This window comes from Aliivibrio fischeri (genome assembly GCA_038993745.2).
Taxonomy (GTDB): Bacteria; Pseudomonadota; Gammaproteobacteria; order Enterobacterales; family Vibrionaceae; genus Aliivibrio; species Aliivibrio fischeri_B.
The window spans coordinates 2,843,309-2,869,655 of sequence record CP160629.1; the positions used below are offsets into that span (position 1 = coordinate 2,843,309).

Annotated in this window: 7 protein-coding genes, 12 tRNA genes, 9 rRNA genes and 1 pseudogene; 6 read left to right on the forward strand and 23 right to left on the reverse strand. The window is 44.9% G+C overall.

All coding sequences use genetic code 11. The features are described from left to right. Positions 1-202: 202 nt before the first annotated feature. From AAFX60_013625 to AAFX60_013645, 5 genes are all read right to left on the reverse strand, one after another. Positions 203-278, reverse strand: a tRNA-Pro gene (locus AAFX60_013625). A 73-nt stretch (positions 279-351) separates the two neighbouring features. Beyond that, positions 352-427: transfer RNA gene (locus tag AAFX60_013630), tRNA-His, on the reverse strand. Positions 428-468: 41 nt separating this feature from the next. Continuing rightward, positions 469-545, reverse strand: a tRNA-Pro gene (locus AAFX60_013635). 72 nt (positions 546-617) lie between these two features. Next, a tRNA-His gene (locus AAFX60_013640) sits at positions 618-693 on the reverse strand. Positions 694-728: 35 nt separating this feature from the next. Further along, positions 729-805 (reverse strand) — tRNA-Arg (locus AAFX60_013645). Between the two features lie 279 nt (positions 806-1,084). On the opposite strand from AAFX60_013645, the gene AAFX60_013650 reads away from it, so the two are divergent. Beyond that, on the forward strand, positions 1,085-1,492 hold the full coding sequence (locus AAFX60_013650) for a cytochrome c5 family protein (GenBank protein XDF77627.1): 408 nt from the start codon (positions 1,085-1,087) through the stop codon (positions 1,490-1,492). 67 nt (positions 1,493-1,559) lie between these two features. Here AAFX60_013650 and rep read toward each other — a convergent pair whose 3' ends face one another. Then, a complete protein-coding gene (rep, locus tag AAFX60_013655) occupies positions 1,560-3,575 on the reverse strand; it encodes a DNA helicase Rep (protein ID XDF77628.1) in 2,016 nt (671 codons plus the stop codon). Between the two features lie 187 nt (positions 3,576-3,762). On the opposite strand from rep, the gene AAFX60_013660 reads away from it, so the two are divergent. From AAFX60_013660 to AAFX60_013675, 4 genes and pseudogenes are all read left to right on the forward strand, one after another. Next, on the forward strand, positions 3,763-4,329 hold the full coding sequence (locus AAFX60_013660) for a TetR/AcrR family transcriptional regulator (GenBank protein ID XDF77629.1): 567 nt from the start codon (positions 3,763-3,765) through the stop codon (positions 4,327-4,329). Between the two features lie 18 nt (positions 4,330-4,347). After that, a complete protein-coding gene (locus AAFX60_013665; protein XDF77630.1) occupies positions 4,348-5,454 on the forward strand; it encodes an efflux RND transporter periplasmic adaptor subunit in 1,107 nt (368 codons plus the stop codon). Positions 5,455-5,465: 11 nt separating this feature from the next. Beyond that, positions 5,466-8,535, forward strand: a pseudogene (locus tag AAFX60_013670) (multidrug efflux RND transporter permease subunit). 110 nt (positions 8,536-8,645) lie between these two features. Then, positions 8,646-8,897 (forward strand): accessory factor UbiK family protein, encoded by a 252-nt coding sequence (locus tag AAFX60_013675; protein XDF77631.1) that lies wholly within the window; start codon positions 8,646-8,648, stop codon positions 8,895-8,897. Positions 8,898-9,026: 129 nt separating this feature from the next. Here AAFX60_013675 and ilvC read toward each other — a convergent pair whose 3' ends face one another. After that, a complete protein-coding gene (ilvC, locus tag AAFX60_013680; GenBank protein ID XDF77632.1) occupies positions 9,027-10,511 on the reverse strand; it encodes a ketol-acid reductoisomerase in 1,485 nt (494 codons plus the stop codon). Between the two features lie 126 nt (positions 10,512-10,637). Here ilvC and ilvY point away from each other — a divergent pair, with 126 nt between their 5' ends. After that, a complete protein-coding gene (gene ilvY, locus AAFX60_013685; protein XDF77633.1) occupies positions 10,638-11,522 on the forward strand; it encodes an HTH-type transcriptional activator IlvY in 885 nt (294 codons plus the stop codon). A 47-nt stretch (positions 11,523-11,569) separates the two neighbouring features. Here ilvY and rrf (AAFX60_013690) read toward each other — a convergent pair. The 16 genes from rrf (AAFX60_013690) to AAFX60_013765 all read right to left on the reverse strand — a co-directional run bounded on the left by rrf (AAFX60_013690) (position 11,570) and on the right by AAFX60_013765 (position 26,315). Beyond that, a 5S ribosomal RNA gene (gene rrf, locus AAFX60_013690) occupies positions 11,570-11,685 on the reverse strand. A gap of 17 nt (positions 11,686-11,702) precedes the next feature. After that, positions 11,703-11,779: transfer RNA gene (locus tag AAFX60_013695), tRNA-Thr, on the reverse strand. Positions 11,780-11,842: 63 nt separating this feature from the next. Then, positions 11,843-11,958: ribosomal RNA gene (gene rrf, locus AAFX60_013700) — 5S ribosomal RNA — on the reverse strand. A 95-nt stretch (positions 11,959-12,053) separates the two neighbouring features. Beyond that, a 23S ribosomal RNA gene (locus AAFX60_013705) occupies positions 12,054-14,941 on the reverse strand. Between the two features lie 267 nt (positions 14,942-15,208). After that, positions 15,209-15,284: transfer RNA gene (locus AAFX60_013710), tRNA-Val, on the reverse strand. Positions 15,285-15,315: 31 nt separating this feature from the next. Beyond that, a tRNA-Ala gene (locus tag AAFX60_013715) sits at positions 15,316-15,391 on the reverse strand. 26 nt (positions 15,392-15,417) lie between these two features. Then, positions 15,418-15,493 (reverse strand) — tRNA-Lys (locus AAFX60_013720). Between the two features lie 2 nt (positions 15,494-15,495). Further along, positions 15,496-15,571, reverse strand: a tRNA-Glu gene (locus AAFX60_013725). A 95-nt stretch (positions 15,572-15,666) separates the two neighbouring features. After that, positions 15,667-17,218, reverse strand: a 16S ribosomal RNA gene (locus AAFX60_013730). Positions 17,219-17,583: 365 nt separating this feature from the next. Beyond that, positions 17,584-17,699, reverse strand: a 5S ribosomal RNA gene (gene rrf, locus AAFX60_013735). A gap of 92 nt (positions 17,700-17,791) precedes the next feature. Continuing rightward, positions 17,792-20,681, reverse strand: a 23S ribosomal RNA gene (locus AAFX60_013740). A 267-nt stretch (positions 20,682-20,948) separates the two neighbouring features. Beyond that, positions 20,949-21,024: transfer RNA gene (locus tag AAFX60_013745), tRNA-Val, on the reverse strand. A 107-nt stretch (positions 21,025-21,131) separates the two neighbouring features. Next, positions 21,132-21,206: transfer RNA gene (locus AAFX60_013750), tRNA-Glu, on the reverse strand. Between the two features lie 91 nt (positions 21,207-21,297). Further along, a 16S ribosomal RNA gene (locus tag AAFX60_013755) occupies positions 21,298-22,849 on the reverse strand. A gap of 365 nt (positions 22,850-23,214) precedes the next feature. Beyond that, positions 23,215-23,330 (reverse strand): 5S ribosomal RNA (rrf, locus tag AAFX60_013760). A 95-nt stretch (positions 23,331-23,425) separates the two neighbouring features. Continuing rightward, positions 23,426-26,315: ribosomal RNA gene (locus AAFX60_013765) — 23S ribosomal RNA — on the reverse strand. Together the 16S, 23S and 5S rRNA genes with 7 tRNA genes alongside form the textbook arrangement of a ribosomal RNA operon. Positions 26,316-26,347 lie beyond the last annotated feature (32 nt).

Here is a 26,347-nt window from a genome sequence, read left to right on the forward strand (position 1 = left end):
AGATCTATTGTTTGCCTAACTAAGTAATAAGCCACGATAAAATCAGACAGCCAGATAAAAAATAGGATTAAACACTGAGGTAAATTAGAAAAATAAAAAGAAAGGTAAAACCAGATAAAATGATGATAATGTGATGAGGATAAGAAGATTCTATTATTCAGAAATGAAAAAAGCCTCGTCATTTCTGACGAGGCTTTAAATGTGGTCGGTGAAGAGGGATTCGAACCCCGACCCTCTGGTCCCAAACCAGATGCGCTACCAAGCTGCGCTATTCACCGATGTTTTATTTTAACTCTTGGGAAAAGTGAGTTAAAAATGGAAACCTAAACAATGAGGTTACCCGCAAATTAATGGGGTGGCTAACGAGATTCGAACTCGCGACCACCGGAATCACAATCCAGGGCTCTACCAACTGAGCTATAGCCACCACAAATTTGGTATTTACTGCCTTAGCAATAAATGAAATAGTGGTCGGTGAAGAGGGATTCGAACCCCCGACCCTCTGGTCCCAAACCAGATGCGCTACCAAGCTGCGCTATTCACCGACTTGTTTTCGTTTCGACTCTTGGGATGTTACTTGAATCAAAACTGGAAACTTATACAAGTTACCAAAATAATGGGGTGGCTAACGAGATTCGAACTCGCGACCACCGGAATCACAATCCAGGGCTCTACCAACTGAGCTATAGCCACCACTACTTTTTTGTGCCTTTAATTTATATTCCGGATGGCACGCCCGAAAGGATTCGAACCTTCGACCTTTGGCTCCGGAGGCCAACGCTCTATCCAACTGAGCTACGGGCGCATACCCTATCGGCGGAGAGGAATAATACGGATCTGTGTGACCCACGTCTAGTGTTTTTTTACTTTTTTTGTTGTTTGGTCTCTTTTTCAACAATTCCTTAGTGTTTATCCTCATTTTCTTTAGGTCTAGTGGTTTATTGCAACAATTTAAGCAGATATAATCACTCAATATTTACACGATGTTAACGTTCTGATTTTTTTTCGGTTCGTTAAAAACTCGGTAAATACAATAAAATCGGCTGAAGCCAATAATAATAACTGGGAGTGTAAAGTGAACTTTATGGAAAAATCTGTTCGTAACATCATCATTGCAATGGTTGCTGTATTAACTTTTTCAACCACCTCTTTTGCAGCAAATAACTCTGATGATGCTATTGCTGAGCGAATTAAGCCAGTTGGCCAAGTTTATCTTGCGAGCGATGTTCCTGTGGTTGAAGAACCAACTGGCCCTCGTTCTGGTGAGCAAGTTTACAATACCTTCTGTATTGCCTGTCACGCGACAGGGGCTGCTGGTGCACCAAAAACACAAAATGCAGAAGATTGGGCCCCTCGAATAGCAAAAGGTATGGACACACTAAAAGATCATGCTCTTAATGGCTTTAATGCAATGCCAGCAAAAGGATCTTGTATGAATTGTTCCGATGATGAAGTTATTGCAGCAGTAGAGCATTTAATTAAAGGGTTATAAGAATAATCTACTTATAAATAAAAATGCCCATAGAATTCTCTACGGGCATTAACGTTATCTATAAACTCTACTTTTTGAGCATGGCTCTGAGGTTAGCAATATTTGCTTTTCCTCTCTCCATTCGCTCTTCTTGCGTTGGTTTGGGTTTCTTCATTTCCCAATCCAAATCATCATGAGGCAACTCTTCAAGAAAACGGCTTGGTTCAGGTCGAATAAGTTCACCATACTGACGACGCTCTTTACATAATGTAAAGGTCAACTCTTTTTGAGCTCGTGTGATTCCTACATATGCCAGTCGGCGCTCTTCTTCCACATTATCTTCATCAATGCTAGTTTGATGAGGAAGGATCCCTTCTTCTGCTCCAATTAAGTAAACATATGGAAACTCAAGACCTTTAGATGCGTGTAAGGTCATTAACTGAACTTGATCAGCCCCATCTTCATCTTCTCCACGCTCCATCATGTCACGTAACGTCAATTTCTGAACCACTTCCTTTAGTGTCTTCTCTTCATTGTCATAGTTATCACCTTCTAAATCGGCAACAATCCATGAATAGAGATCTGACACATTTTTCATTCGCATTTCAGCAGCTTTAGCACTGGTTGAAGTTTCATACAACCAATCTTCATAATGTATGTCTTTTACTAAAGAACGGACCGCTTCAACAGTATTACCTCGCTCAGCATTCTCAGAAATAGATACAATCCAATGACAGAAGCGACGAAGAGATTCTAACCCTCGTCCTGAAAGCGTTTGCTCTAAGCCTATTTCAAAACTGGATTCAAACAAGCTCTTTCCACGCATATTGGCATAGCTACCAAGCTTCTCAAGTGTCACAGGACCGATCTCACGACGAGGTGTATTAACTACACGTAAAAAAGCGTTATCGTCATCAGGGTTAGTTAATAAACGTAAATAAGCCATGATGTCTTTAATTTCCGCACGAGCAAAGAAAGAAGTGCCCCCAGAAATTTTATAAGGCACTCGGTTTTGCATTAATGATTTTTCAATCAAACGAGATTGATGGTTACCACGATATAAAACCGCATAATCTTTATAATCCGTTCGATTTAAGAAACGATGCGCAATCAATTCACCTACCACTCGTTCAGCTTCATGCTCATCATCTTTAGCGGTTAAAATTTTTATCTGCTCACCATCAGGAATTTCAGAAAACAGACGTTTTTCAAACGCGTGAGGGTTATTCGCAATAAGAATATTCGCTGCACGCAGAATTCGACTGGTTGAACGATAGTTTTGCTCAAGCTTTATGACACGTAAGTTTGGGTAATCTTCATTCAATAACACCAAGTTTTGTGGTTTTGCTCCACGCCATGAGTAAATTGATTGGTCATCATCACCCACCACGGTTAATCGACCTCTTTCACCCACCAATAGCTTAACGAGTTCATATTGACTCGTATTGGTATCTTGATATTCATCGACCAGTAGATAACGAATTTTCATCTGCCAACGTTCACGCACTTCTTGATTGGTACGCAACAGCAGTACAGGCAGTGATATCAAATCATCAAAATCCAGTGCGTTATACGCCTTCATTTGGTTTAAATACATTTCATAGCAAAAAGCAAAAAGCTGATCTTGCTCTGAGCGAGCAAACCCTTTGACTTGTGTCGGCGTTAACATGTCATTCTTCCAATTAGAAATACTACTTAGAAGTTGACGCAATAAATCTTTATCACCATCAATCTGCTTTTCTGTTAACTCTTTTAACAGTGCTAATTGGTCTTGATCATCAAATAATGAAAATCCAGCCTTTAAGCCAAGAACCTTATATTCACGGCGAATAATGTCTAAACCTAATGAGTGAAAGGTTGATACCATTAATCCTCGAGATTCTTGTTTACCTAATGTTTGTCCAACACGCTCTTTCATTTCACGAGCCGCTTTGTTGGTAAAGGTTACTGCTGCAATGTTTCTCGCCTTATAACCACATTGCTGAACTAAATAAGCTATTTTATTAGTGATTACACGCGTTTTACCCGACCCTGCACCAGCCAATACTAAACACGGCCCAGAGACAAATTTAACGGCCTCATCTTGCTGTGGATTAAGTTTCATGAATCACCTATAAAATCGATAATGAATTATTTGCGTCTATAATAAAGCTGTCAGGTAATGAATGCCATGCAAACGATAAAGTAAAAAATGTGATCTTTACGTTTCTTGACACAAAAACAGATTACATTTCAAACAGAGTCCCCTAAAATAATGAATGAACGTTCATTCATTTCATAAGGACGTATTTATGAAGGAAAAACGTCAGCTTATTTTAGAATCGGCCGAAAAACTGTTAGCAACTGATGGCTTTCATGGCCTATCAATGCAAAAAGTTGCCAATCAAGCAGGCGTCGCAGCAGGTACTATCTATCGCTACTTTGATGACAAAGAAGCATTGATTGAAGAAATCAAGCTGAACATTATGCAACGTGTAGCAACTGCCATTCAAAAAGACATAGATGATAACGACCCTATAAAGGTTCGTTTTAGATCTATGTGGCTAAATATTTGGCACTTTGCTATTTCAGAAAAAAATACTTTTTTAAATCGAAATCAATATGAAGCACTCCCGTCTTCGAATTTAATTAAGTTAAAGGAACTAGAGAAAAAAATATTTGCCCAAGTGAATCAACTCTTTATTGATGGACTTGAACAAGGCGTATTTAAACCTCTCAGTGTAGAAATCCTTGTTGGATTAAGCTTAGAAGCAAGTGTTTGCTTAGCAAGAAAACATTCTCAAGGCTTTTTTACATTAACAGATGATGATCTCAACTCGGCGATTGAAGCCAGTTGGGACGCAATTATTAAACACTAATTTGGAGTTCTAATCAGAATGAAAAAGTGGACTTTCTTTATGTTGCTTCTTGCACTACTTCTTTTTGGTAGCGTAATTGGTTTCAACATGTTCAAACAACAAAAAATAGCTGAATACATGGCTAACCGCCCTGAAGCTGAATTTCCAGTCACTGTAGAAACCGTTGAACCTACACTTTGGACTCCAACCATTGAAGCGATCGGTTTTATTGAACCTAATCAAGGTGTAACGCTAACTACTGAAGTTAACGGCATTATTGACAAAATTTCATTTGATTCGGGTAGCCAAGTTAAAAAAGGCCAAGTATTAGTTTCTCTTGATTCAAAAGTAGAAAAAGCAAACTTGAAGAGTACTCAAGCTCGCTTACCTGCAGCAGAAGCAAAATATAAACGTTATAAAGGCCTATACAAAAAAGGCTCTATTTCAAAAGAGGCTTACGATGAAGCTGAAGCTAATTATTTCTCTTTAGCGGCTGATATCGAAAGTATGAAAGCATCGATTGATCGCCGTGAAATCAAAGCTCCATTCTCAGGTGTTATTGGTATTCGTAATGTTTACCTAGGTCAATACTTACAACCAAGTACTGATATTGTTCGCTTAGAAGATACAAGCGTTATGCGTTTACGCTTTACTGTTCCTCAAACGGATATTTCAAAAATCAATATTGGTCAAGAGATTGATATCTCAGTTGATTCATACCCAGAAGATACTTTCCGAGGCTCTATCAGTGCGATTGAACCTGCTGTAAATATTCAAAGTGGTTTAATTGAGGTTCAAGCAGATATCCCTAATAACGGCGGTAAATTGCGTAGTGGTATGTTTGCACAAGCAAAAATCATTCTTCCGACTTTAGAAAACCAAGTTGTTATCCCTCAAACAGCAATTACCTTCACTCTATATGGTGACAATGTTTATATCGTGTCTGAAAAAGATGGCGTAAAACGAGTTCAACAACATGTAGTGAAAGTTGGTGAACGTACTAAAGATATTGCACATATCCTAGAGGGCGTTAAAGCTGGAGATATGGTTGTAACAACTGGTCAAGTTCGTCTAAGTAACGACGCGAAAGTTCGTATTGTGGAAAGTAATGCCACAACACCACCTGCTGAAACACCAATGCTGTAATCGGAGGCATTATGCGCTTTACTGATGTTTTTATTAAACGTCCAGTTTTAGCGGTATCGATCAGCTTTTTGATTGCTTTGCTTGGTATCCAAGCGATTTTCAAAATGCAGGTTCGTGAATACCCTGAAATGACAAATACCGTTGTAACGGTAACAACAAGCTACTATGGTGCGAGTGCTGACTTGATTCAAGGCTTCATCACTCAACCCTTAGAGCAAGCGGTCGCACAAGCCGATAATATTGATTTCATGACCTCTCAATCAGTAATGGGTCAATCGACTATTACTGTAACTATGAAATTAAATACGGATCCTAACGCCGCACTTTCTGACATATTGGCAAAAACCAACTCTGTTCGCTCTCAGCTACCTAAAGAAGCTGAAGATCCAACAGTAACCATGTCGACAGGCTCTACTACGGCGGTTCTTTATATTGGTTTTACTAGTGATGAGCTAGTATCAAGCCAGATCACCGATTATCTTGAACGAGTGGTTAACCCACAATTGTTCACCGTTAATGGTGTATCAAAAGTTGACCTTTATGGTGGTATGAAATACGCACTACGTATCTGGTTAGATCCTGCACGTATGGCGGCTATCAATATGACTGCAACTGATGTTATGGGCGTACTTAATGCCAATAACTTCCAATCAGCAGCAGGTCAAGCTACAGGTGAATTTGTTCTTTATAACGGTAGTGCTAATACACAGGTTTCTGATGTTGAAGAACTAGAAAACCTTGTTGTTAGAACTAATGATGGCGAAGTGGTTCGTTTAAGTGATATCGCAAAGGTAACATTAGATAAGAGTCATGACGTATATCGTGCAAGTGCTAACGGACAAGAAGCGGTTGTTGCTGCAATTAATGCTGCACCAAGTGCGAACCCAATTAACATCGCTGCCGATGTACTTGAGTTGCTTCCTCAATTAGAGAAAAACTTACCAAGTAACATCAAAATGAACGTGATGTACGATTCAACGATTGCTATCAATGAATCGATTCATGAAGTTATAAAGACAATTCTTGAAGCAGCTTTAATCGTACTGGTTGTTATCACTCTGTTCTTAGGTTCATTCCGAGCGGTTATTATTCCTATTGTAACCATTCCACTATCACTTATTGGTGTGGCAATGGTAATGCAAGCGATGGGATTCTCTTGGAACTTAATGACCCTACTTGCGATGGTACTCGCCATCGGTCTGGTTGTTGATGATGCTATCGTTGTTTTAGAAAACGTTGACCGTCATATCAAGTTGGGAGAAACGCCTTTCCGAGCAGCTATTATTGGTACTCGTGAAATCGCAGTTCCAGTTATTGCAATGACATTAACGCTAGGTGCGGTATATGCTCCAATTGCGATGATGGGCGGTATTACAGGCTCTCTATTTAAAGAGTTTGCATTAACACTAGCAGGTTCGGTATTCGTATCTGGTATCGTCGCACTAACACTCTCTCCAATGATGTGTTCAAAAATGCTAGTTGCAAATGAAGAACCTAATCGTTTCGAGAAAAAAGTTCATCATATTTTAGATAATATGAGTGGACGCTATGAGCGAATGCTGAATGTGATAATGACGCGTCGTCCTGTCATTATTGCTTTTGCTGTTATTGTTTTTGCAAGTCTACCGCTGTTATTCAAGTTCATCCAAGTGAGCTTGCTCCATCGGAAGATAAAGGGTTATTATGTTGATGGGTACAGCACCATCAAACGCTAACCTTGATTACATGCAAAATACAATGAATGATGTTAATACCATTCTTTCAAATCAACCTGAAGTGTCATTTGCACAGGTATTTACCGGTGTACCAAATGCAAACCAAGCTTTTGGTATTGCCTCAATGGTTCCTTGGAGCCAGCGTGAAGCAAGCCAAGCAGAGGTGACAAAAAGAGTTGGTACTTTAGTACAAGACGTTCCAGGTATGGCGGTTACAGCCTTCCAAATGCCAGAACTTCCTGGTGCTGGTTCTGGTCTACCAATTCAATTTGTTATTACAACACCTAACAGCTTTGAAAGCTTATTCCAAATAGCTACCGAAGTATTAACTGGTGTTAAAGGTAGTCCACTATTTGTTTATTCAGATCTAGATTTAAACTTCGATTCTGCAACAATGAAGATCAACATTGATAAGAATAAAGCAGGTGCTTACGGTGTTACGATGCAGGATATCGGTATCACACTAAGTACAATGATGGCTGATGGCTATGTAAACCGAATTGACTTAAATGGTCGCTCATACGAAGTAATCCCTCAAGTTGAACGTAAATACCGTTTAAATCCTGAGTCAATGAACAATTACTATGTACGCTCGGCAAGTGGTGAAGCGGTTCCTCTTGGTAGCTTAATTTCGATTGATGTAATTGCAGAGCCACGTTCATTGCCGCACTTTAACCAATTAAACTCAGCAACTGTTGGCGCAGTTCCAACGCCTGGTGTTGCAATGGGTGACGCAATTAATTGGTTTGAAGATGTTGCAAATAATAAGCTTCCAAGTGGTTACAATCACGACTACATGGGTGAGGCTCGTCAATATGTAACGGAAGGCAGTGCATTATATGCCACTTTCGGTTTGGCTCTAGCTATCATCTTCTTGGTTCTTGCGATTCAATTTGAATCAATCCGAGACCCATTAGTAATCATGGTATCTGTTCCATTGGCTATTTGTGGCGCGTTAATTGCCCTTGCTTGGGGAGCTGCATCAATGAACATCTACTCACAAGTAGGTCTTATTACCTTAGTTGGTTTGATTACTAAACACGGTATCCTTATCTGTGAAGTAGCAAAAGAAGAACAACTGCACCATCAAAAAAGTAAGATGGCTGCGGTAACAGAAGCCGCTAAAGTTCGTCTACGTCCAATCTTAATGACAACAGCAGCAATGATCGCTGGTCTAATCCCGCTATTATATGCAACTGGTGCAGGTGCTGCTCAGCGCTTCAGTATTGGTATTGTAATTGTTGCAGGTCTAGCGATTGGTACATTGTTTACGCTATTTGTACTTCCTGTTATATACAGTTACTTGGCAAGTGAACATAAACCGTTACCTGTCTTCGAAGAAGGCAAAGAGATTAAAGAATCTTAATGGTGAAATAAAATTAAAGGCTACTTCGGTAGCCTTTTTTTTATTTGGATAGCGACAATTGGAAAGGCTTTACTTAGAATAAAGAAAAAGTATTCAATTAAGGGTAAATAATGTTTGATCCAAAAAAGTTAGAGCAAGTAGCAAAACAAATTCATGAATCAATGCCGCAGCCAGTAAAAGAACTTGGTAGTGATGTTGAACAAAAAGTTCGTCAAGTTATTCAAGGACAGTTAAATAAACTTGATGTTGTTAGCAGAGAAGAGTTTGATGTCCAAACACAAGTTCTTTTACGTACTCGCCAAAAGCTAACAGCGATGGAACAAAAACTTGCTGAACTAGAAGAGAAACTTTCGGAAAAATAAAACAATAACCAACAATACAATCTGAAGTATCCAGTTTTGAGCTGATTATTGTATGTTATTAATTTATCCAGATTACAATAAAAAAGGCTTGGTCATAAACCAAGCCTTTTTATTTAATTTGTAATTAAATTAGCCACCAACAGCAATTCGCTTCATATCGCTCATGTAGCTACGTAGTTCTTCACCAATATATTCAACTGGATGATTACGAATCGCATCATTAACAGCGATTAGCGTTGCATTATCCACTTGATTTGATGCCTCACCTAATCCTCGGCCAATAACATCTGTTTCAACAGAAGGCATGAATTTCTCACGAAGAAGTGGCGTTGCTACATTTGCAAATAGGTAGTTACCATATTCAGCAGTATCAGAAATAACTACGTTCATTTCATACAAACGCTTACGTGCTACAGTGTTAGCAATCAGTGGTAATTCGTGCAGCGACTCATAGTAAGCTGATTCATCGATAATGCCTGATGCAGTCATAGCTTCAAATGCTAATTCAACGCCGGCACGAACCATTGCAACGAGTAAAATACCGTTATCAAAGTATTCTTGTTCAGAGATCTCTACATCAGACTCAGGGTAGTTTTCAAACGCAGTTTGACCTGTTTCTTCACGCCAGCCAAATAGATTAACATCATCATTAGCCCAATCAGCCATCATTGTACGAGAAAACTCACCAGAAATAATATCGTCCATATGCTTATTATAAAGTGGACGCATTAGCTCTTTAAGTTCTTCTGAAAGCTCAAAAGCTTTTACTTTAGCTGGGTTTGAAAGGCGATCCATCATATGCGTAACACCGCCAAACTTTAGGGCTTCAGTAATTGTTTCCCAACCGTACTGTAGAAGTTTACCTGCATAACTAGGCTCAATACCGTCAGCAATCATCTTTTCGTAAGATACAATAGAACCAGCTTGTAGCATGCCACAAAGAATCGTTTGCTCACCCATAAGGTCAGATTTAACTTCAGCGACAAAAGAAGACTCTAGACAACCCGCACGGTGACCACCTGTGCCAGCAGCCCAAGCCTTAGCAATATCCCAACCTTCACCTTTAGGATCATTTTCTGGGTGAACAGCAATTAGAGTTGGAACCCCAAAACCACGTTTATATTCTTCACGAACTTCTGTTCCTGGACACTTAGGAGCAACCATAACAACCGTCAAATCTTTACGGATTTGCATCCCTTCTTCAACAACATTAAAACCATGTGAATAGCCTAAAGCTGCCCCCTCTTTCATTAGAGGCATAACAGTTTCAACTACATTAGTATGTTGTTTATCAGGAGTAAGATTAATAACTAGGTCAGCTTGAGGAATCAGAGTTTCATAGCTAGCTACTTCAAAACCATTTTCTTTTGCATTTTTATAAGATTGTCGTTGTTCATCAATAGCGGCTTGACGTAGTGCATAAGCAACATCTAAGCCTGAATCACGCATATTAAGGCCTTGGTTTAAGCCTTGAGCACCACAACCAACAATAACCACTTTTTTACCTTTAAGGTAATCAGCTTCTGTTGCAAATTCTTCACGATCCATAAAGCGACAACGACCTAGTTGATCTAATTGTTCACGTAAATTTAGCGTATTAAAGTAGTTAGACATGATAAAACTCCGTAAATATCGTTTAATCCATTGGGATGATTCTGTGTATGAATTTGATAATAACGAAAGATTAACATTGTAAAAAGTGATATATTGGCAACACATGATTGCAATAAACACAACATTATGAATATAAAATTACTACAAACGTTTTTGCATTTATGCGAAAGCCATAGTTTCACACATACGTCTAAGGCTATGCACTTAAGTCCATCAGCTTTAAGCCGACAAATACAAAAATTAGAAGACGACATCGGTCATCCACTGTTTATTAGAGATAACCGAAGCGTCGAATTAACCAGTGCAGCAAAGCAACTAATACCTATTGCACTGAATATATGCTCCGAATGGAGTGGGTATAAAGCCAGTTCGAACGTTGTAAATAATGCCTTAAAAGGGCAATTAAAATTATTTTGTTCCGTCACTGCAAGCTACAGCCACCTTCCTCAATTATTAAATGACTTTAAAGTTAATTACCCACATATAGATATTAAATTATCTACGGGCGATCCTGCTCAAGCGATAGAAAAGATCGAATCTTCTGAAGTAGATATCGCTATTTCAGCAGTACCAGAAAAACCTTCAAATAAACTGGCTTTTGAAATTATTAGTGAGATTCCACTTTCAATTATTGCTCCCTTAGGTAACAACCAATTTATTAGTGAAATAAACAAAGAGAATAGTAATTGGGAGTTACTCCCTTTTATACTGCCCGAATCAGGTACTGCTAGAAATCGAGCTAATCAATGGTTTAAAGAACAAGGAATAAAACCAACTATCTATGCTCAAGTTTCAGGTCATGAAGCAATTGTGAGCATGGTTGCATTAGGATGTGGGATAGGAATAGCACCAGATGTTGTGATAAACAACAGCCCAGTGAAAGATAAAGTACAACGGTTAAATACATTACCAATTGCGCCATTTAAACTAGGTTTATGCTGTAAAAAATCAAAGTTAAATGATTCTGTTATTCAGGCGCTTTGGCAAGTTGCTGAAAATACTTTTATTTAGTTCTGAAACGAAAAAAGGCTTCCCATAGGGAAGCCTTTTAAATTTGAGCCTAGCGATGTCCTACTCTCACATGGGGAAACCCCACACTACCATCGGCGCTATTACGTTTCACTTCTGAGTTCGGCATGGGATCAGGTGGGTCCGTAACGCTATGGTCGCTAAGCAAAATCTGTCAGTAAATGGTGCTGATACCCAGACTTGAACTGGGGACCTCACCCTTACCAAGGGTGCGCTCTACCGGGCTGAGCTATATCAGCAATATTTTTACTTAATTTAATCAAAAAAAGCCATCCTATAGGATGGCTTCTTTTTAAATTCAAGCCTGGCGATGTCCTACTCTCACATGGGGAAACCCCACACTACCATCGGCGCTATTACGTTTCACTTCTGAGTTCGGCATGGGATCAGGTGGGTCCATAACGCTATGGTCGCCAAGCAAATTCTTTAATTCGGAAAGCTTATTGTCTTCTTAATGCACATTCAATTCGTTTCTTGCAACTTTAAATCCGTTCAAAACCCCTTGGGTGTTGTATGGTTAAGCCTCACGGGCAATTAGTATCAGTTAGCTCAATGCCTCGCAGCACTTACACACCTGACCTATCTACGTCGTAGTCTCCAACAACCCTTTAGGATACTTAAAGTATCAGGGATGACTCATCTCAGGGCTCGCTTCACGCTTAGATGCTTTCAGCGTTTATCGATTCCGAACTTAGCTACCGGGCAATGCCACTGGCGTGACAACCCGAACACCAGAGGTTCGTCCACTCCGGTCCTCTCGTACTAGGAGCAGCCCCCTTCAATCATCCAACGCCCACGGCAGATAGGGACCGAACTGTCTCACGACGTTCTAAACCCAGCTCGCGTACCACTTTAAATGGCGAACAGCCATACCCTTGGGACCGACTTCAGCCCCAGGATGTGATGAGCCGACATCGAGGTGCCAAACACCGCCGTCGATATGAACTCTTGGGCGGTATCAGCCTGTTATCCCGGAGTACCTTTTATCCGTTGAGCGATGGCCCTTCCATTCAGAACCACCGGATCACTATGACCTGCTTTCGCACCTGCTCGAATTGTCATTCTCGCAGTCAAGCGGGCTTATGCCATTGCACTAACCTCACGATGTCCAACCGTGATTAGCCCACCTTCGTGCTCCTCCGTTACTCTTTGGGAGGAGACCGCCCCAGTCAAACTACCCACCAGGCACTGTCCGCAACCCCGATAAGGGGCCAACGTTAGAACATCAAGCATACAAGGGTGGTATTTCAAGATTGCCTCCACACATACTGGCGTACGTGCTTCAAAGGCTCCCACCTATCCTACACATGTAGGGTCAATGTTCAGTGCCAAGCTGTAGTAAAGGTTCACGGGGTCTTTCCGTCTAGCCGCGGGTACACTGCATCTTCACAGCGATTTCAATTTCACTGAGTCTCGGGTGGAGACAGCGTGGCCATCATTACGCCATTCGTGCAGGTCGGAACTTACCCGACAAGGAATTTCGCTACCTTAGGACCGTTATAGTTACGGCCGCCGTTTACTTGGGCTTCGATCAAGAGCTTCGACCGAAGTCTAACCCCATCAATTAACCTTCAAGCACCGGGCAGGCGTCACACCGTATACGTCATCTTACGATTTAGCACAGTGCTATGTTTTAATAAACAGTTGCAGCCACCTGGTATCTGCGACTCCCGGCAGCTTAGAGAGCAAGTCTCATCACCGCTAGGAGCGTACCTTCTCCCGAAGTTACGGTACCATTTTGCCTAGTTCCTTCACCCGAGTTCTCTCAAGCGCCTTAGTATTCTCTACTCGACCACCTGTGTCGGTTTGGGGTACGATTCCTTACAATCTGAAGCTTAGAGGCTTTTCCTGGAAGCATGGCATCAATGGCTTCACTACCGTAGTAGCTCGACATCGTATCTCAGCCTAGTGTGATCCCGGATTTGCCTAAGATCACAGCCTACATACTTGAACTTGGACGACCGTCGCCAAGCCCACCTAGCCTTCTCCGTCCCCCCATCGCAATTGTAAGAAGTACGGGAATATTAACCCGTTTCCCATCGACTACGCCTTTCGGCCTCGCCTTAGGGGTCGACTTACCCTGCCCCGATTAACGTTGGACAGGAACCCTTGGTCTTCCGGCGAGCGGGTTTTTCACCCGCTTTATCGTTACTCATGTCAGCATTCGCACTTCTGATACGTCCAGCACGCTTTACAACGCACCTTCAACCGCTTACAGAACGCTCCCCTACCCAATACAGTAAACTGTATTGCCGCAGCTTCGGTGTATAGTTTAGCCCCGTTACATCTTCCGCGCAGGCCGACTCGACCAGTGAGCTATTACGCTTTCTTTAAATGATGGCTGCTTCTAAGCCAACATCCTGGCTGTCTGAGCCTTCCCACATCGTTTCCCACTTAACTATAACTTTGGGACCTTAGCTGGCGGTCTGGGTTGTTTCCCTCTCCACGACGGACGTTAGCACCCGCCGTGTGTCTCCCGGATAGTACTTACTGGTATTCGGAGTTTGCAAAGGGTTGGTAAGTCGGGATGACCCCCTAGCCTTAACAGTGCTCTACCCCCAGTAGTATTCGTCCGAGGCTCTACCTAAATAGATTTCGGGGAGAACCAGCTATCTCCAGGTTTGATTGGCCTTTCACCCCTAGCCACAAGTCATCCGCTAATTTTTCAACATTAGTCGGTTCGGTCCTCCAATTGATGTTACTCAATCTTCAACCTGCCCATGGCTAGATCACCTGGTTTCGGGTCTATATCCAGAGACTGAACGCCCAGTTAAGACTCGGTTTCCCTACGGCTCCCCTAAACGGTTAACCTTGCCACTGAATATAAGTCGCTGACCCATTATACAAAAGGTACGCAGTCACACCACGAAGGTGCTCCTACTGCTTGTACGTACACGGTTTCAGGTTCTATTTCACTCCCCTCACAGGGGTTCTTTTCGCCTTTCCCTCACGGTACTGGTTCACTATCGGTCAGTCAGTAGTATTTAGCCTTGGAGGATGGTCCCCCATATTCAGACAGGATATCACGTGTCCCGCCTTACTCGTTTTCACTGATGATGAGATGTCGGTTACGGGGCTATCACCCTGTATCGCGGCACTTTCCAGAGCCTTCACCTGTCTCATTAAAAGCTTAAGGGCTAACCCAATTTCGCTCGCCGCTACTTTCGGGATCTCGGTTGATTTCTCTTCCTCGGGGTACTTAGATGTTTCAGTTCTCCCGGTTCGCCTCGCTACGCTATGTATTCACGTAGCGATACGTGCTTATGCACGTGGGTTTCCCCATTCAGAAATCCCAGACTCAAATGGTTTTTACTACCTAATCTGGGCTTATCGCAAGTTAATACGTCTTTCATCGCCTCTGACTGCCAAGGCATCCACCGTGTACGCTTAGTCACTTAACCATACAACCCCAAGAGGTTTCGTATGGCATAAACAACCAAGGTTGAACTCGTCATTGCGAGTTCTGGTTTTTCGCCGGATTCAAAATACAAGAACACTTGAATGTGTTGTTCTTCGTTTTACAAAGTAAAACAAAGGATATTAAGAACTTTTAAATTTTGATTTGAATAACTCGTAAGTTATTTAAATCAGTCAGCTTTCCAAATTGTTAAAGAGCAATGTTTCTTTCGAAACCATTTTTAAAGACTCTCAAGGAGAATACTTAAAGATGGTGGGCGATACCGGGCTCGAACCAGTGACCCCCTCCTTGTAAGGGAGGTGCTCTCCCAACTGAGCTAATCGCCCACGAAAGTTTTAATTCCTTCGTGAGAAAGAATGGTGGAGCTATGCGGGATCGAACCGCAGACCTCCTGCGTGCAAGGCAGGCGCTCTCCCAGCTGAGCTATAGCCCCAAATTTTATTTCCTTGGGAGGAAAAATGGTGGGTCGTGCAGGATTCGAACCTGCGACCAATTGATTAAAAGTCAACTGCTCTACCAACTGAGCTAACGACCCAATGGTATCCCGTAGGGGAGTCGAACCCCTGTTACCGCCGTGAAAGGGCGGTGTCCTAGGCCTCTAGACGAACGGGACACTGGATATTTGAAGATGTTGGGCATCTTCATTGCTTCTTTACGTTTTTAACCTAATCAATCTGTGTGAACACTCATAAACCGTAATCTATCGTTTAAGGAGGTGATCCAGCCCCAGGTTCCCCTAGGGCTACCTTGTTACGACTTCACCCCAGTCATGAACCACAAAGTGGTGAGCGTCCTCCCGAAGGTTAAACTACCCACTTCTTTTGCAGCCCACTCCCATGGTGTGACGGGCGGTGTGTACAAGGCCCGGGAACGTATTCACCGTAGCATTCTGATCTACGATTACTAGCGATTCCGACTTCATGGAGTCGAGTTGCAGACTCCAATCCGGACTACGACGCACTTTTTGGGATTCGCTCACTATCGCTAGCTTGCAGCCCTCTGTATGCGCCATTGTAGCACGTGTGTAGCCCTACTCGTAAGGGCCATGATGACTTGACGTCGTCCCCACCTTCCTCCGGTTTATCACCGGCAGTCTCCCTGGAGTTCCCACCATTACGTGCTGGCAAACAAGGATAAGGGTTGCGCTCGTTGCGGGACTTAACCCAACATTTCACAACACGAGCTGACGACAGCCATGCAGCACCTGTCTCAGAGCTCCCGAAGGCACTAAGCTATCTCTAGCGAATTCTCTGGATGTCAAGAGTAGGTAAGGTTCTTCGCGTTGCATCGAATTAAACCACATGCTCCACCGCTTGTGCGGGCCCCCGTCAATTCATTTGAGTTTTAATCTTGCGACCGTACTCCCCAGGCGGTCTACTTAACGCGTTAGCTCCGAAAGCCACTCCTCAAGGGAACAACCTCCAAGTAGACATCGTTTACGGCGTGGACTACCAGGGTATCTAATCCTGTTTGCTCCCCACGCTTTCGCATCTGAGTGTCAGTGTCTGTCCAGGGGGCCGCCTTCGCCACTGGTATTCCTTCAGATCTCTACGCATTTCACCGCTACACCTGAAATTCTACCCCCCTCTACAGCACTCTAGTTCACCAGTTTCAAATGCGGTTCCGAGGTTGAGCCCCGGGCTTTCACATCTGACTTAATGAACCACCTGCATGCGCTTTACGCCCAGTAATTCCGATTAACGCTCGCACCCTCCGTATTACCGCGGCTGCTGGCACGGAGTTAGCCGGTGCTTCTTCTGTAGGTAACGTCAAATCCATACGCTATTAACGCATGAACCTTCCTCCCTACTGAAAGTACTTTACAACCCGAAGGCCTTCTTCATACACGCGGCATGGCTGCATCAGGCTTTCGCCCATTGTGCAATATTCCCCACTGCTGCCTCCCGTAGGAGTCTGGACCGTGTCTCAGTTCCAGTGTGGCTGATCATCCTCTCAGACCAGCTAGAGATCGTCGCCTTGGTGAGCTCTTACCTCACCAACTAGCTAATCTCACCTGGGCTAATCTTAGCGCGAGAGGCCCGAAGGTCCCCCTCTTTGGTCCGAAGACATTATGCGGTATTAGCTATCGTTTCCAATAGTTATCCCCCACACTAAGGCATATTCCCAGGCATTACTCACCCGTCCGCCGCTCGACGCCCTTAACGTTCCCGAAGGTTCAGTTAAGTCGTTTCCGCTCGACTTGCATGTGTTAGGCCTGCCGCCAGCGTTCAATCTGAGCCATGATCAAACTCTTCAATTAAAGTTTTTTTGGTTTGTTTCAGCAGAAACAAAACCGACTCAATGATTAATACTGATTGTTACATAAAAGTAATTTTGTGTAGTCACTCAGTTCATTGATAATGTGTTGATTATCAATTCATAAGTGCCCACACAGATTGATTTGGTTAAATTGTTAAAGAGCTTGTCTTTCAACCACTTAGCGTTTCCGCTTCGTCGTTTCAGGCTGCGTATAATACGCTGTCTGATTTGAAAGTCAAGATAATATTTTCAACTTTTTCAATTATTTTTGAATCGTTAAAAACGTTATGTTGACTTGGCTCACAGTGACAGTCTGGGAGCGAAATAAAAGCCCGTTCAACTGAACGGGCTCTCATTCAAATTCAAGCCTGGCGATGTCCTACTCTCACATGGGGAAACCCCACACTACCATCGGCGCTATTACGTTTCACTTCTGAGTTCGGCATGGGATCAGGTGGGTCCATAACGCTATGGTCGCCAAGCAAATTCTTTAATTCGGAAAGCTTAATTCTTAATGCACATTCAAATTCGTTTCTTGCAACTTCAAATCCGTTCAAAACCCCTTGGGTGTTGTATGGTTAAGCCTCACGGGCAATTAGTATCAGTTAGCTCAATGCCTCGCAGCACTTACACACCTGACCTATCTACGTCGTAGTCTCCAACAACCCTTTAGGATACTTAAAGTATCAGGGATGACTCATCTCAGGGCTCGCTTCACGCTTAGATGCTTTCAGCGTTTATCGATTCCGAACTTAGCTACCGGGCAATGCCACTGGCGTGACAACCCGAACACCAGAGGTTCGTCCACTCCGGTCCTCTCGTACTAGGAGCAGCCCCCTTCAATCATCCAACGCCCACGGCAGATAGGGACCGAACTGTCTCACGACGTTCTAAACCCAGCTCGCGTACCACTTTAAATGGCGAACAGCCATACCCTTGGGACCGACTTCAGCCCCAGGATGTGATGAGCCGACATCGAGGTGCCAAACACCGCCGTCGATATGAACTCTTGGGCGGTATCAGCCTGTTATCCCCGGAGTACCTTTTATCCGTTGAGCGATGGCCCTTCCATTCAGAACCACCGGATCACTATGACCTGCTTTCGCACCTGCTCGAATTGTCATTCTCGCAGTCAAGCGGGCTTATGCCATTGCACTAACCTCACGATGTCCAACCGTGATTAGCCCACCTTCGTGCTCCTCCGTTACTCTTTGGGAGGAGACCGCCCCAGTCAAACTACCCACCAGGCACTGTCCGCAATCCCGATAAGGGGCCAACGTTAGAACATCAAGCATACAAGGGTGGTATTTCAAGATTGCCTCCACACATACTGGCGTACGTGCTTCAAAGGCTCCCACCTATCCTACACATGTAGGGTCAATGTTCAGTGCCAAGCTGTAGTAAAGGTTCACGGGGTCTTTCCGTCTAGCCGCGGGTACACTGCATCTTCACAGCGATTTCAATTTCACTGAGTCTCGGGTGGAGACAGCGTGGCCATCATTACGCCATTCGTGCAGGTCGGAACTTACCCGACAAGGAATTTCGCTACCTTAGGACCGTTATAGTTACGGCCGCCGTTTACTTGGGCTTCGATCAAGAGCTTCGACCGAAGTCTAACCCCATCAATTAACCTTCAAGCACCGGGCAGGCGTCACACCGTATACGTCATCTTACGATTTAGCACAGTGCTATGTTTTTAATAAACAGTTGCAGCCACCTGGTATCTGCGACTCCCGGCAGCTTAGAGAGCAAGTCTCATCACCGCTAGGAGCGTACCTTCTCCCGAAGTTACGGTACCATTTTGCCTAGTTCCTTCACCCGAGTTCTCTCAAGCGCCTTAGTATTCTCTACTCGACCACCTGTGTCGGTTTGGGGTACGATTCCTTACAATCTGAAGCTTAGAGGCTTTTCCTGGAAGCATGGCATCAATGGCTTCACTACCGTAGTAGCTCGACATCGTATCTCAGCCTAGTGTGATCCCGGATTTGCCTAAGATCACAGCCTACATACTTGAACTTGGACGACCGTCGCCAAGCCCACCTAGCCTTCTCCGTCCCCCCATCGCAATTGTAAGAAGTACGGGAATATTAACCCGTTTCCCATCGACTACGCCTTTCGGCCTCGCCTTAGGGGTCGACTTACCCTGCCCCGATTAACGTTGGACAGGAACCCTTGGTCTTCCGGCGAGCGGGTTTTTCACCCGCTTTATCGTTACTCATGTCAGCATTCGCACTTCTGATACGTCCAGCACGCTTTACAACGCACCTTCAACCGCTTACAGAACGCTCCCCTACCCAATACAGTAAACTGTATTGCCGCAGCTTCGGTGTATAGTTTAGCCCCGTTACATCTTCCGCGCAGGCCGACTCGACCAGTGAGCTATTACGCTTTCTTTAAATGATGGCTGCTTCTAAGCCAACATCCTGGCTGTCTGAGCCTTCCCACATCGTTTCCCACTTAACTATAACTTTGGGACCTTAGCTGGCGGTCTGGGTTGTTTCCCTCTCCACGACGGACGTTAGCACCCGCCGTGTGTCTCCCGGATAGTACTTACTGGTATTCGGAGTTTGCAAAGGGTTGGTAAGTCGGGATGACCCCCTAGCCTTAACAGTGCTCTACCCCCAGTAGTATTCGTCCGAGGCTCTACCTAAATAGATTTCGGGGAGAACCAGCTATCTCCAGGTTTGATTGGCCTTTCACCCCTAGCCACAAGTCATCCGCTAATTTTTCAACATTAGTCGGTTCGGTCCTCCAATTGATGTTACTCAATCTTCAACCTGCCCATGGCTAGATCACCTGGTTTCGGGTCTATATCCAGAGACTGAACGCCCAGTTAAGACTCGGTTTCCCTACGGCTCCCCTAAACGGTTAACCTTGCCACTGAATATAAGTCGCTGACCCATTATACAAAAGGTACGCAGTCACACCACGAAGGTGCTCCTACTGCTTGTACGTACACGGTTTCAGGTTCTATTTCACTCCCCTCACAGGGGTTCTTTTCGCCTTTCCCTCACGGTACTGGTTCACTATCGGTCAGTCAGTAGTATTTAGCCTTGGAGGATGGTCCCCCATATTCAGACAGGATATCACGTGTCCCGCCTTACTCGTTTTCACTGATGATGAGATGTCGGTTACGGGGCTATCACCCTGTATCGCGGCACTTTCCAGAGCCTTCACCTGTCTCATTAAAAGCTTAAGGGCTAACCCAATTTCGCTCGCCGCTACTTTCGGGATCTCGGTTGATTTCTCTTCCTCGGGGTACTTAGATGTTTCAGTTCTCCCGGTTCGCCTCGCTACGCTATGTATTCACGTAGCGATACGTGCTTATGCACGTGGGTTTCCCCATTCAGAAATCCCAGACTCAAATGGTTTTTACTACCTAATCTGGGCTTATCGCAAGTTAATACGTCTTTCATCGCCTCTGACTGCCAAGGCATCCACCGTGTACGCTTAGTCACTTAACCATACAACCCCAAGAGGTTTCGTATGGCATAAACAACCAAGGTTGAACTCGTCATTGCGAGTTCTGGTTTTTCGCCGGATTCAAAATACAAGAACACTTGAATGTGTTGTTCTTCGTTTTACAAAGTAAAACAAAGGATATTAAGAACTTTTAAATTTTGATTTGAATAACTCGTAAGTTATTTAAATCAGTCAGCTTTCCAAATTGTTAAAGAGCAATGTTTCTTTCGAAACCATTTTTAAAGACTCTCAAGGAGAATACTTAAAGATGGTGGGCGATACCGGGCTCGAACCAGTGACCCCCTCCTTGTAAGGGAGGTGCTCTCCCAACTGAGCTAATCGCCCACGAAAGTTTTAATTCCTTCGTGAGAAAGAATGGTGGGTCGTGCAGGATTCGAACCTGCGACCAATTGATTAAGTCAACTGCTCTACCAACTGAGCTAACGACCCAATGGTATCCCGTAGGGGAGTCGAACCCCTGTTACCGCCGTGAAAGGGCGGTGTCCTAGGCTCTAGACGAACGGGACACTGGATATTTGAAGATGTCATCTTCATTGCTTCTTTACGTTTTTAACCTAATCAATCTGTGTGAACACTCATAAACCGTAATCTATCGTTTAAGGAGGTGATCCAGCCCCAGGTTCCCCTAGGGCTACCTTGTTACGACTTCACCCCAGTCATGAACCACAAAGTGGTGAGCGTCCTCCCGAAGGTTAAACTACCCACTTCTTTTGCAGCCCACTCCCATGGTGTGACGGGCGGTGTGTACAAGGCCCGGGAACGTATTCACCGTAGCATTCTGATCTACGATTACTAGCGATTCCGACTTCATGGAGTCGAGTTGCAGACTCCAATCCGGACTACGACGCACTTTTTGGGATTCGCTCACTATCGCTAGCTTGCAGCCCTCTGTATGCGCCATTGTAGCACGTGTGTAGCCCTACTCGTAAGGGCCATGATGACTTGACGTCGTCCCCACCTTCCTCCGGTTTATCACCGGCAGTCTCCCTGGAGTTCCCACCATTACGTGCTGGCAAACAAGGATAAGGGTTGCGCTCGTTGCGGGACTTAACCCAACATTTCACAACACGAGCTGACGACAGCCATGCAGCACCTGTCTCAGAGCTCCCGAAGGCACTAAGCTATCTCTAGCGAATTCTCTGGATGTCAAGAGTAGGTAAGGTTCTTCGCGTTGCATCGAATTAAACCACATGCTCCACCGCTTGTGCGGGCCCCCGTCAATTCATTTGAGTTTTAATCTTGCGACCGTACTCCCCAGGCGGTCTACTTAACGCGTTAGCTCCGAAAGCCACTCCTCAAGGGAACAACCTCCAAGTAGACATCGTTTACGGCGTGGACTACCAGGGTATCTAATCCTGTTTGCTCCCCACGCTTTCGCATCTGAGTGTCAGTGTCTGTCCAGGGGGCCGCCTTCGCCACTGGTATTCCTTCAGATCTCTACGCATTTCACCGCTACACCTGAAATTCTACCCCCTCTACAGCACTCTAGTTCACCAGTTTCAAATGCGGTTCCGAGGTTGAGCCCCGGGCTTTCACATCTGACTTAATGAACCACCTGCATGCGCTTTACGCCCAGTAATTCCGATTAACGCTCGCACCCTCCGTATTACCGCGGCTGCTGGCACGGAGTTAGCCGGTGCTTCTTCTGTAGGTAACGTCAAATCCATACGCTATTAACGTATGAACCTTCCTCCCTACTGAAAGTACTTTACAACCCGAAGGCCTTCTTCATACACGCGGCATGGCTGCATCAGGCTTTCGCCCATTGTGCAATATTCCCCACTGCTGCCTCCCGTAGGAGTCTGGACCGTGTCTCAGTTCCAGTGTGGCTGATCATCCTCTCAGACCAGCTAGAGATCGTCGCCTTGGTGAGCTCTTACCTCACCAACTAGCTAATCTCACCTGGGCTAATCTTAGCGCGAGAGGCCCGAAGGTCCCCCTCTTTGGTCCGAAGACATTATGCGGTATTAGCTATCGTTTCCAATAGTTATCCCCCACACTAAGGCATATTCCCAGGCATTACTCACCCGTCCGCCGCTCGACGCCCTTAACGTTCCCCGAAGGTTCAGTTAAGTCGTTTCCGCTCGACTTGCATGTGTTAGGCCTGCCGCCAGCGTTCAATCTGAGCCATGATCAAACTCTTCAATTAAAGTTTTTTTGGTTTGTTTCAGCAGAAACAAAACCGACTCAATGATTAATACTGATTGTTACATAAAAGTAATTTTGTGTAGTCACTCAGTTCATTGATAATGTGTTGATTATCAATTCATAAGTGCCCACACAGATTGATTTGGTTAAATTGTTAAAGAGCTTGTCTTTCAACCACTTAGCGTTTCCGCTTCGTCGTTTCAGGCTGCGTATAATACGCTGTCTGATTTGAAAGTCAAGATAATATTTTCAACTTTTTCAATTATTTTTGAATCGTTAAAAACGTTATGTTGACTTGGCTCACAGTGACAGTCTGGGAGCGAAATAAAAGCCCGTTCAACTGAACGGGCTCTTATTCAAATTCAAGCCTGGCGATGTCCTACTCTCACATGGGGAAACCCCACACTACCATCGGCGCTATTACGTTTCACTTCTGAGTTCGGCATGGGATCAGGTGGGTCCATAACGCTATGGTCGCCAAGCAAATTCTTTAATTCGGAAAGCTTATTGTCTTCTTAATGCACATTCAATTCGTTTCTTGCAACTTTAAATCCGTTCAAAACCCCTTGGGTGTTGTATGGTTAAGCCTCACGGGCAATTAGTATCAGTTAGCTCAATGCCTCGCAGCACTTACACACCTGACCTATCTACGTCGTAGTCTCCAACAACCCTTTAGGATACTTAAAGTATCAGGGATGACTCATCTCAGGGCTCGCTTCACGCTTAGATGCTTTCAGCGTTTATCGATTCCGAACTTAGCTACCGGGCAATGCCACTGGCGTGACAACCCGAACACCAGAGGTTCGTCCACTCCGGTCCTCTCGTACTAGGAGCAGCCCCCTTCAATCATCCAACGCCCACGGCAGATAGGGACCGAACTGTCTCACGACGTTCTAAACCCAGCTCGCGTACCACTTTAAATGGCGAACAGCCATACCCTTGGGACCGACTTCAGCCCCAGGATGTGATGAGCCGACATCGAGGTGCCAAACACCGCCGTCGATATGAACTCTTGGGCGGTATCAGCCTGTTATCCCCGGAGTACCTTTTATCCGTTGAGCGATGGCCCTTCCATTCAGAACCACCGGATCACTATGACCTGCTTTCGCACCTGCTCGAATTGTCATTCTCGCAGTCAAGCGGGCTTATGCCATTGCACTAACCTCACGATGTCCAACCGTGATTAGCCCACCTTCGTGCTCCTCCGTTACTCTTTGGGAGGAGACCGCCCCAGTCAAACTACCCACCAGGCACTGTCCGCAATCCCGATAAGGGACCAACGTTAGAACATCAAGCATACAAGGGTGGTATTTCAAGATTGCCTCCACACATACTGGCGTACGTGCTTCAAAGGCTCCCACCTATCCTACACATGTAGGGTCAATGTTCAGTGCCAAGCTGTAGTAAAGGTTCACGGGGTCTTTCCGTCTAGCCGCGGGTACACTGCATCTTCACAGCGATTTCAATTTCACTGAGTCTCGGGTGGAGACAGCGTGGCCATCATTACGCCATTCGTGCAGGTCGGAACTTACCCGACAAGGAATTTCGCTACCTTAGGACCGTTATAGTTACGGCCGCCGTTTACTTGGGCTTCGATCAAGAGCTTCGACCGAAGTCTAACCCCATCAATTAACCTTCAAGCACCGGGCAGGCGTCACACCGTATACGTCATCTTACGATTTAGCACAGTGCTATGTTTTTAATAAACAGTTGCAGCCACCTGGTATCTGCGACTCCCGGCAGCTTAGAGAGCAAGTCTCATCACCGCTAGGAGCGTACCTTCTCCCGAAGTTACGGTACCATTTTGCCTAGTTCCTTCACCCGAGTTCTCTCAAGCGCCTTAGTATTCTCTACTCGACCACCTGTGTCGGTTTGGGGTACGATTCCTTACAATCTGAAGCTTAGAGGCTTTTCCTGGAAGCATGGCATCAATGGCTTCACTACCGTAGTAGCTCGACATCGTATCTCAGCCTAGTGTATCCCGGATTTGCCTAAGATCACAGCCTACATACTTGAACTTGGACGACCGTCGCCAAGCCCACCTAGCCTTCTCCGTCCCCCCATCGCAATTGTAAGAAGTACGGGAATATTAACCCGTTTCCCATCGACTACGCCTTTCGGCCTCGCCTTAGGGGTCGACTTACCCTGCCCCGATTAACGTTGGACAGGAACCCTTGGTCTTCCGGCGAGCGGGTTTTTCACCCGCTTTATCGTTACTCATGTCAGCATTCGCACTTCTGATACGTCCAGCACGCTTTACAACGCACCTTCAACCGCTTACAGAACGCTCCCCTACCCAATACAGTAAACTGTATTGCCGCAGCTTCGGTGTATAGTTTAGCCCCGTTACATCTTCCGCGCAGGCCGACTCGACCAGTGAGCTATTACGCTTTCTTTAAATGATGGCTGCTTCTAAGCCAACATCCTGGCTGTCTGAGCCTTCCCACATCGTTTCCCACTTAACTATAACTTTGGGACCTTAGCTGGCGGTCTGGGTTGTTTCCCTCTCCACGACGGACGTTAGCACCCGCCGTGTGTCTCCCGGATAGTACTTACTGGTATTCGGAGTTTGCAAAGGGTTGGTAAGTCGGGATGACCCCCTAGCCTTAACAGTGCTCTACCCCCAGTAGTATTCGTCCGAGGCTCTACCTAAATAGATTTCGGGGAGAACCAGCTATCTCCAGGTTTGATTGGCCTTTCACCCCTAGCCACAAGTCATCCGCTAATTTTTCAACATTAGTCGGTTCGGTCCTCCAATTGATGTTACTCAATCTTCAACCTGCCCATGGCTAGATCACCTGGTTTCGGGTCTATATCCAGAGACTGAACGCCCAGTTAAGACTCGGTTTCCCTACGGCTCCCCTAAACGGTTAACCTTGCCACTGAATATAAGTCGCTGACCCATTATACAAAAGGTACGCAGTCACACCACGAAGGTGCTCCTACTGCTTGTACGTACACGGTTTCAGGTTCTATTTCACTCCCCTCACAGGGGTTCTTTTCGCCTTTCCCTCACGGTACTGGTTCACTATCGGTCAGTCAGTAGTATTTAGCCTTGGAGGATGGTCCCCCCATATTCAGACAGGATATCACGTGTCCCGCCTTACTCGTTTTCACTGATGATGAGATGTCGGTTACGGGGCTATCACCCTGTATCGCGGCACTTTCCAGAGCCTTCACCTGTCTCATTAAAAGCTTAAGGGCTAACCCAATTTCGCTCGCCGCTACTTTCGGGATCTCGGTTGATTTCTCTTCCTCGGGGTACTTAGATGTTTCAGTTCTCCCGGTTCGCCTCGCTACGCTATGTATTCACGTAGCGATACGTGCTTATGCACGTGGGTTTCCCCATTCAGAAATCCCAGACTCAAATGGTTTTTACTACCTAATCTGGGCTTATCGCAAGTTAATACGTCTTTCATCGCCTCTGACTGCCAAGGCATCCACCGTGTACGCTTAGTCACTTAACCATACAACCCCAAGAGGTTTCGTATGGCATAAA

Bases quoted from the DNA above. Each gene is read 5' to 3' on its own strand.
- AAFX60_013650 (XDF77627.1), top strand. From the start codon at position 1,085: ATGGAAAAATCTGTTCGTAACATCATCATTGCAATGGTTGCTGTATTA.
- ilvY (XDF77633.1), top strand. From the start codon at position 10,638: ATGAATATAAAATTACTACAAACGTTTTTGCATTTATGCGAAAGCCAT.
- AAFX60_013675 (XDF77631.1), top strand. From the start codon at position 8,646: ATGTTTGATCCAAAAAAGTTAGAGCAAGTAGCAAAACAAATTCATGAA.
- ilvC (XDF77632.1), bottom strand. From the start codon at position 10,511: ATGTCTAACTACTTTAATACGCTAAATTTACGTGAACAATTAGATCAA.
- AAFX60_013660 (XDF77629.1), top strand. From the start codon at position 3,763: ATGAAGGAAAAACGTCAGCTTATTTTAGAATCGGCCGAAAAACTGTTA.
- rep (XDF77628.1), bottom strand. From the start codon at position 3,575: ATGAAACTTAATCCACAGCAAGATGAGGCCGTTAAATTTGTCTCTGGG.
- AAFX60_013665 (XDF77630.1), top strand. From the start codon at position 4,348: ATGAAAAAGTGGACTTTCTTTATGTTGCTTCTTGCACTACTTCTTTTT.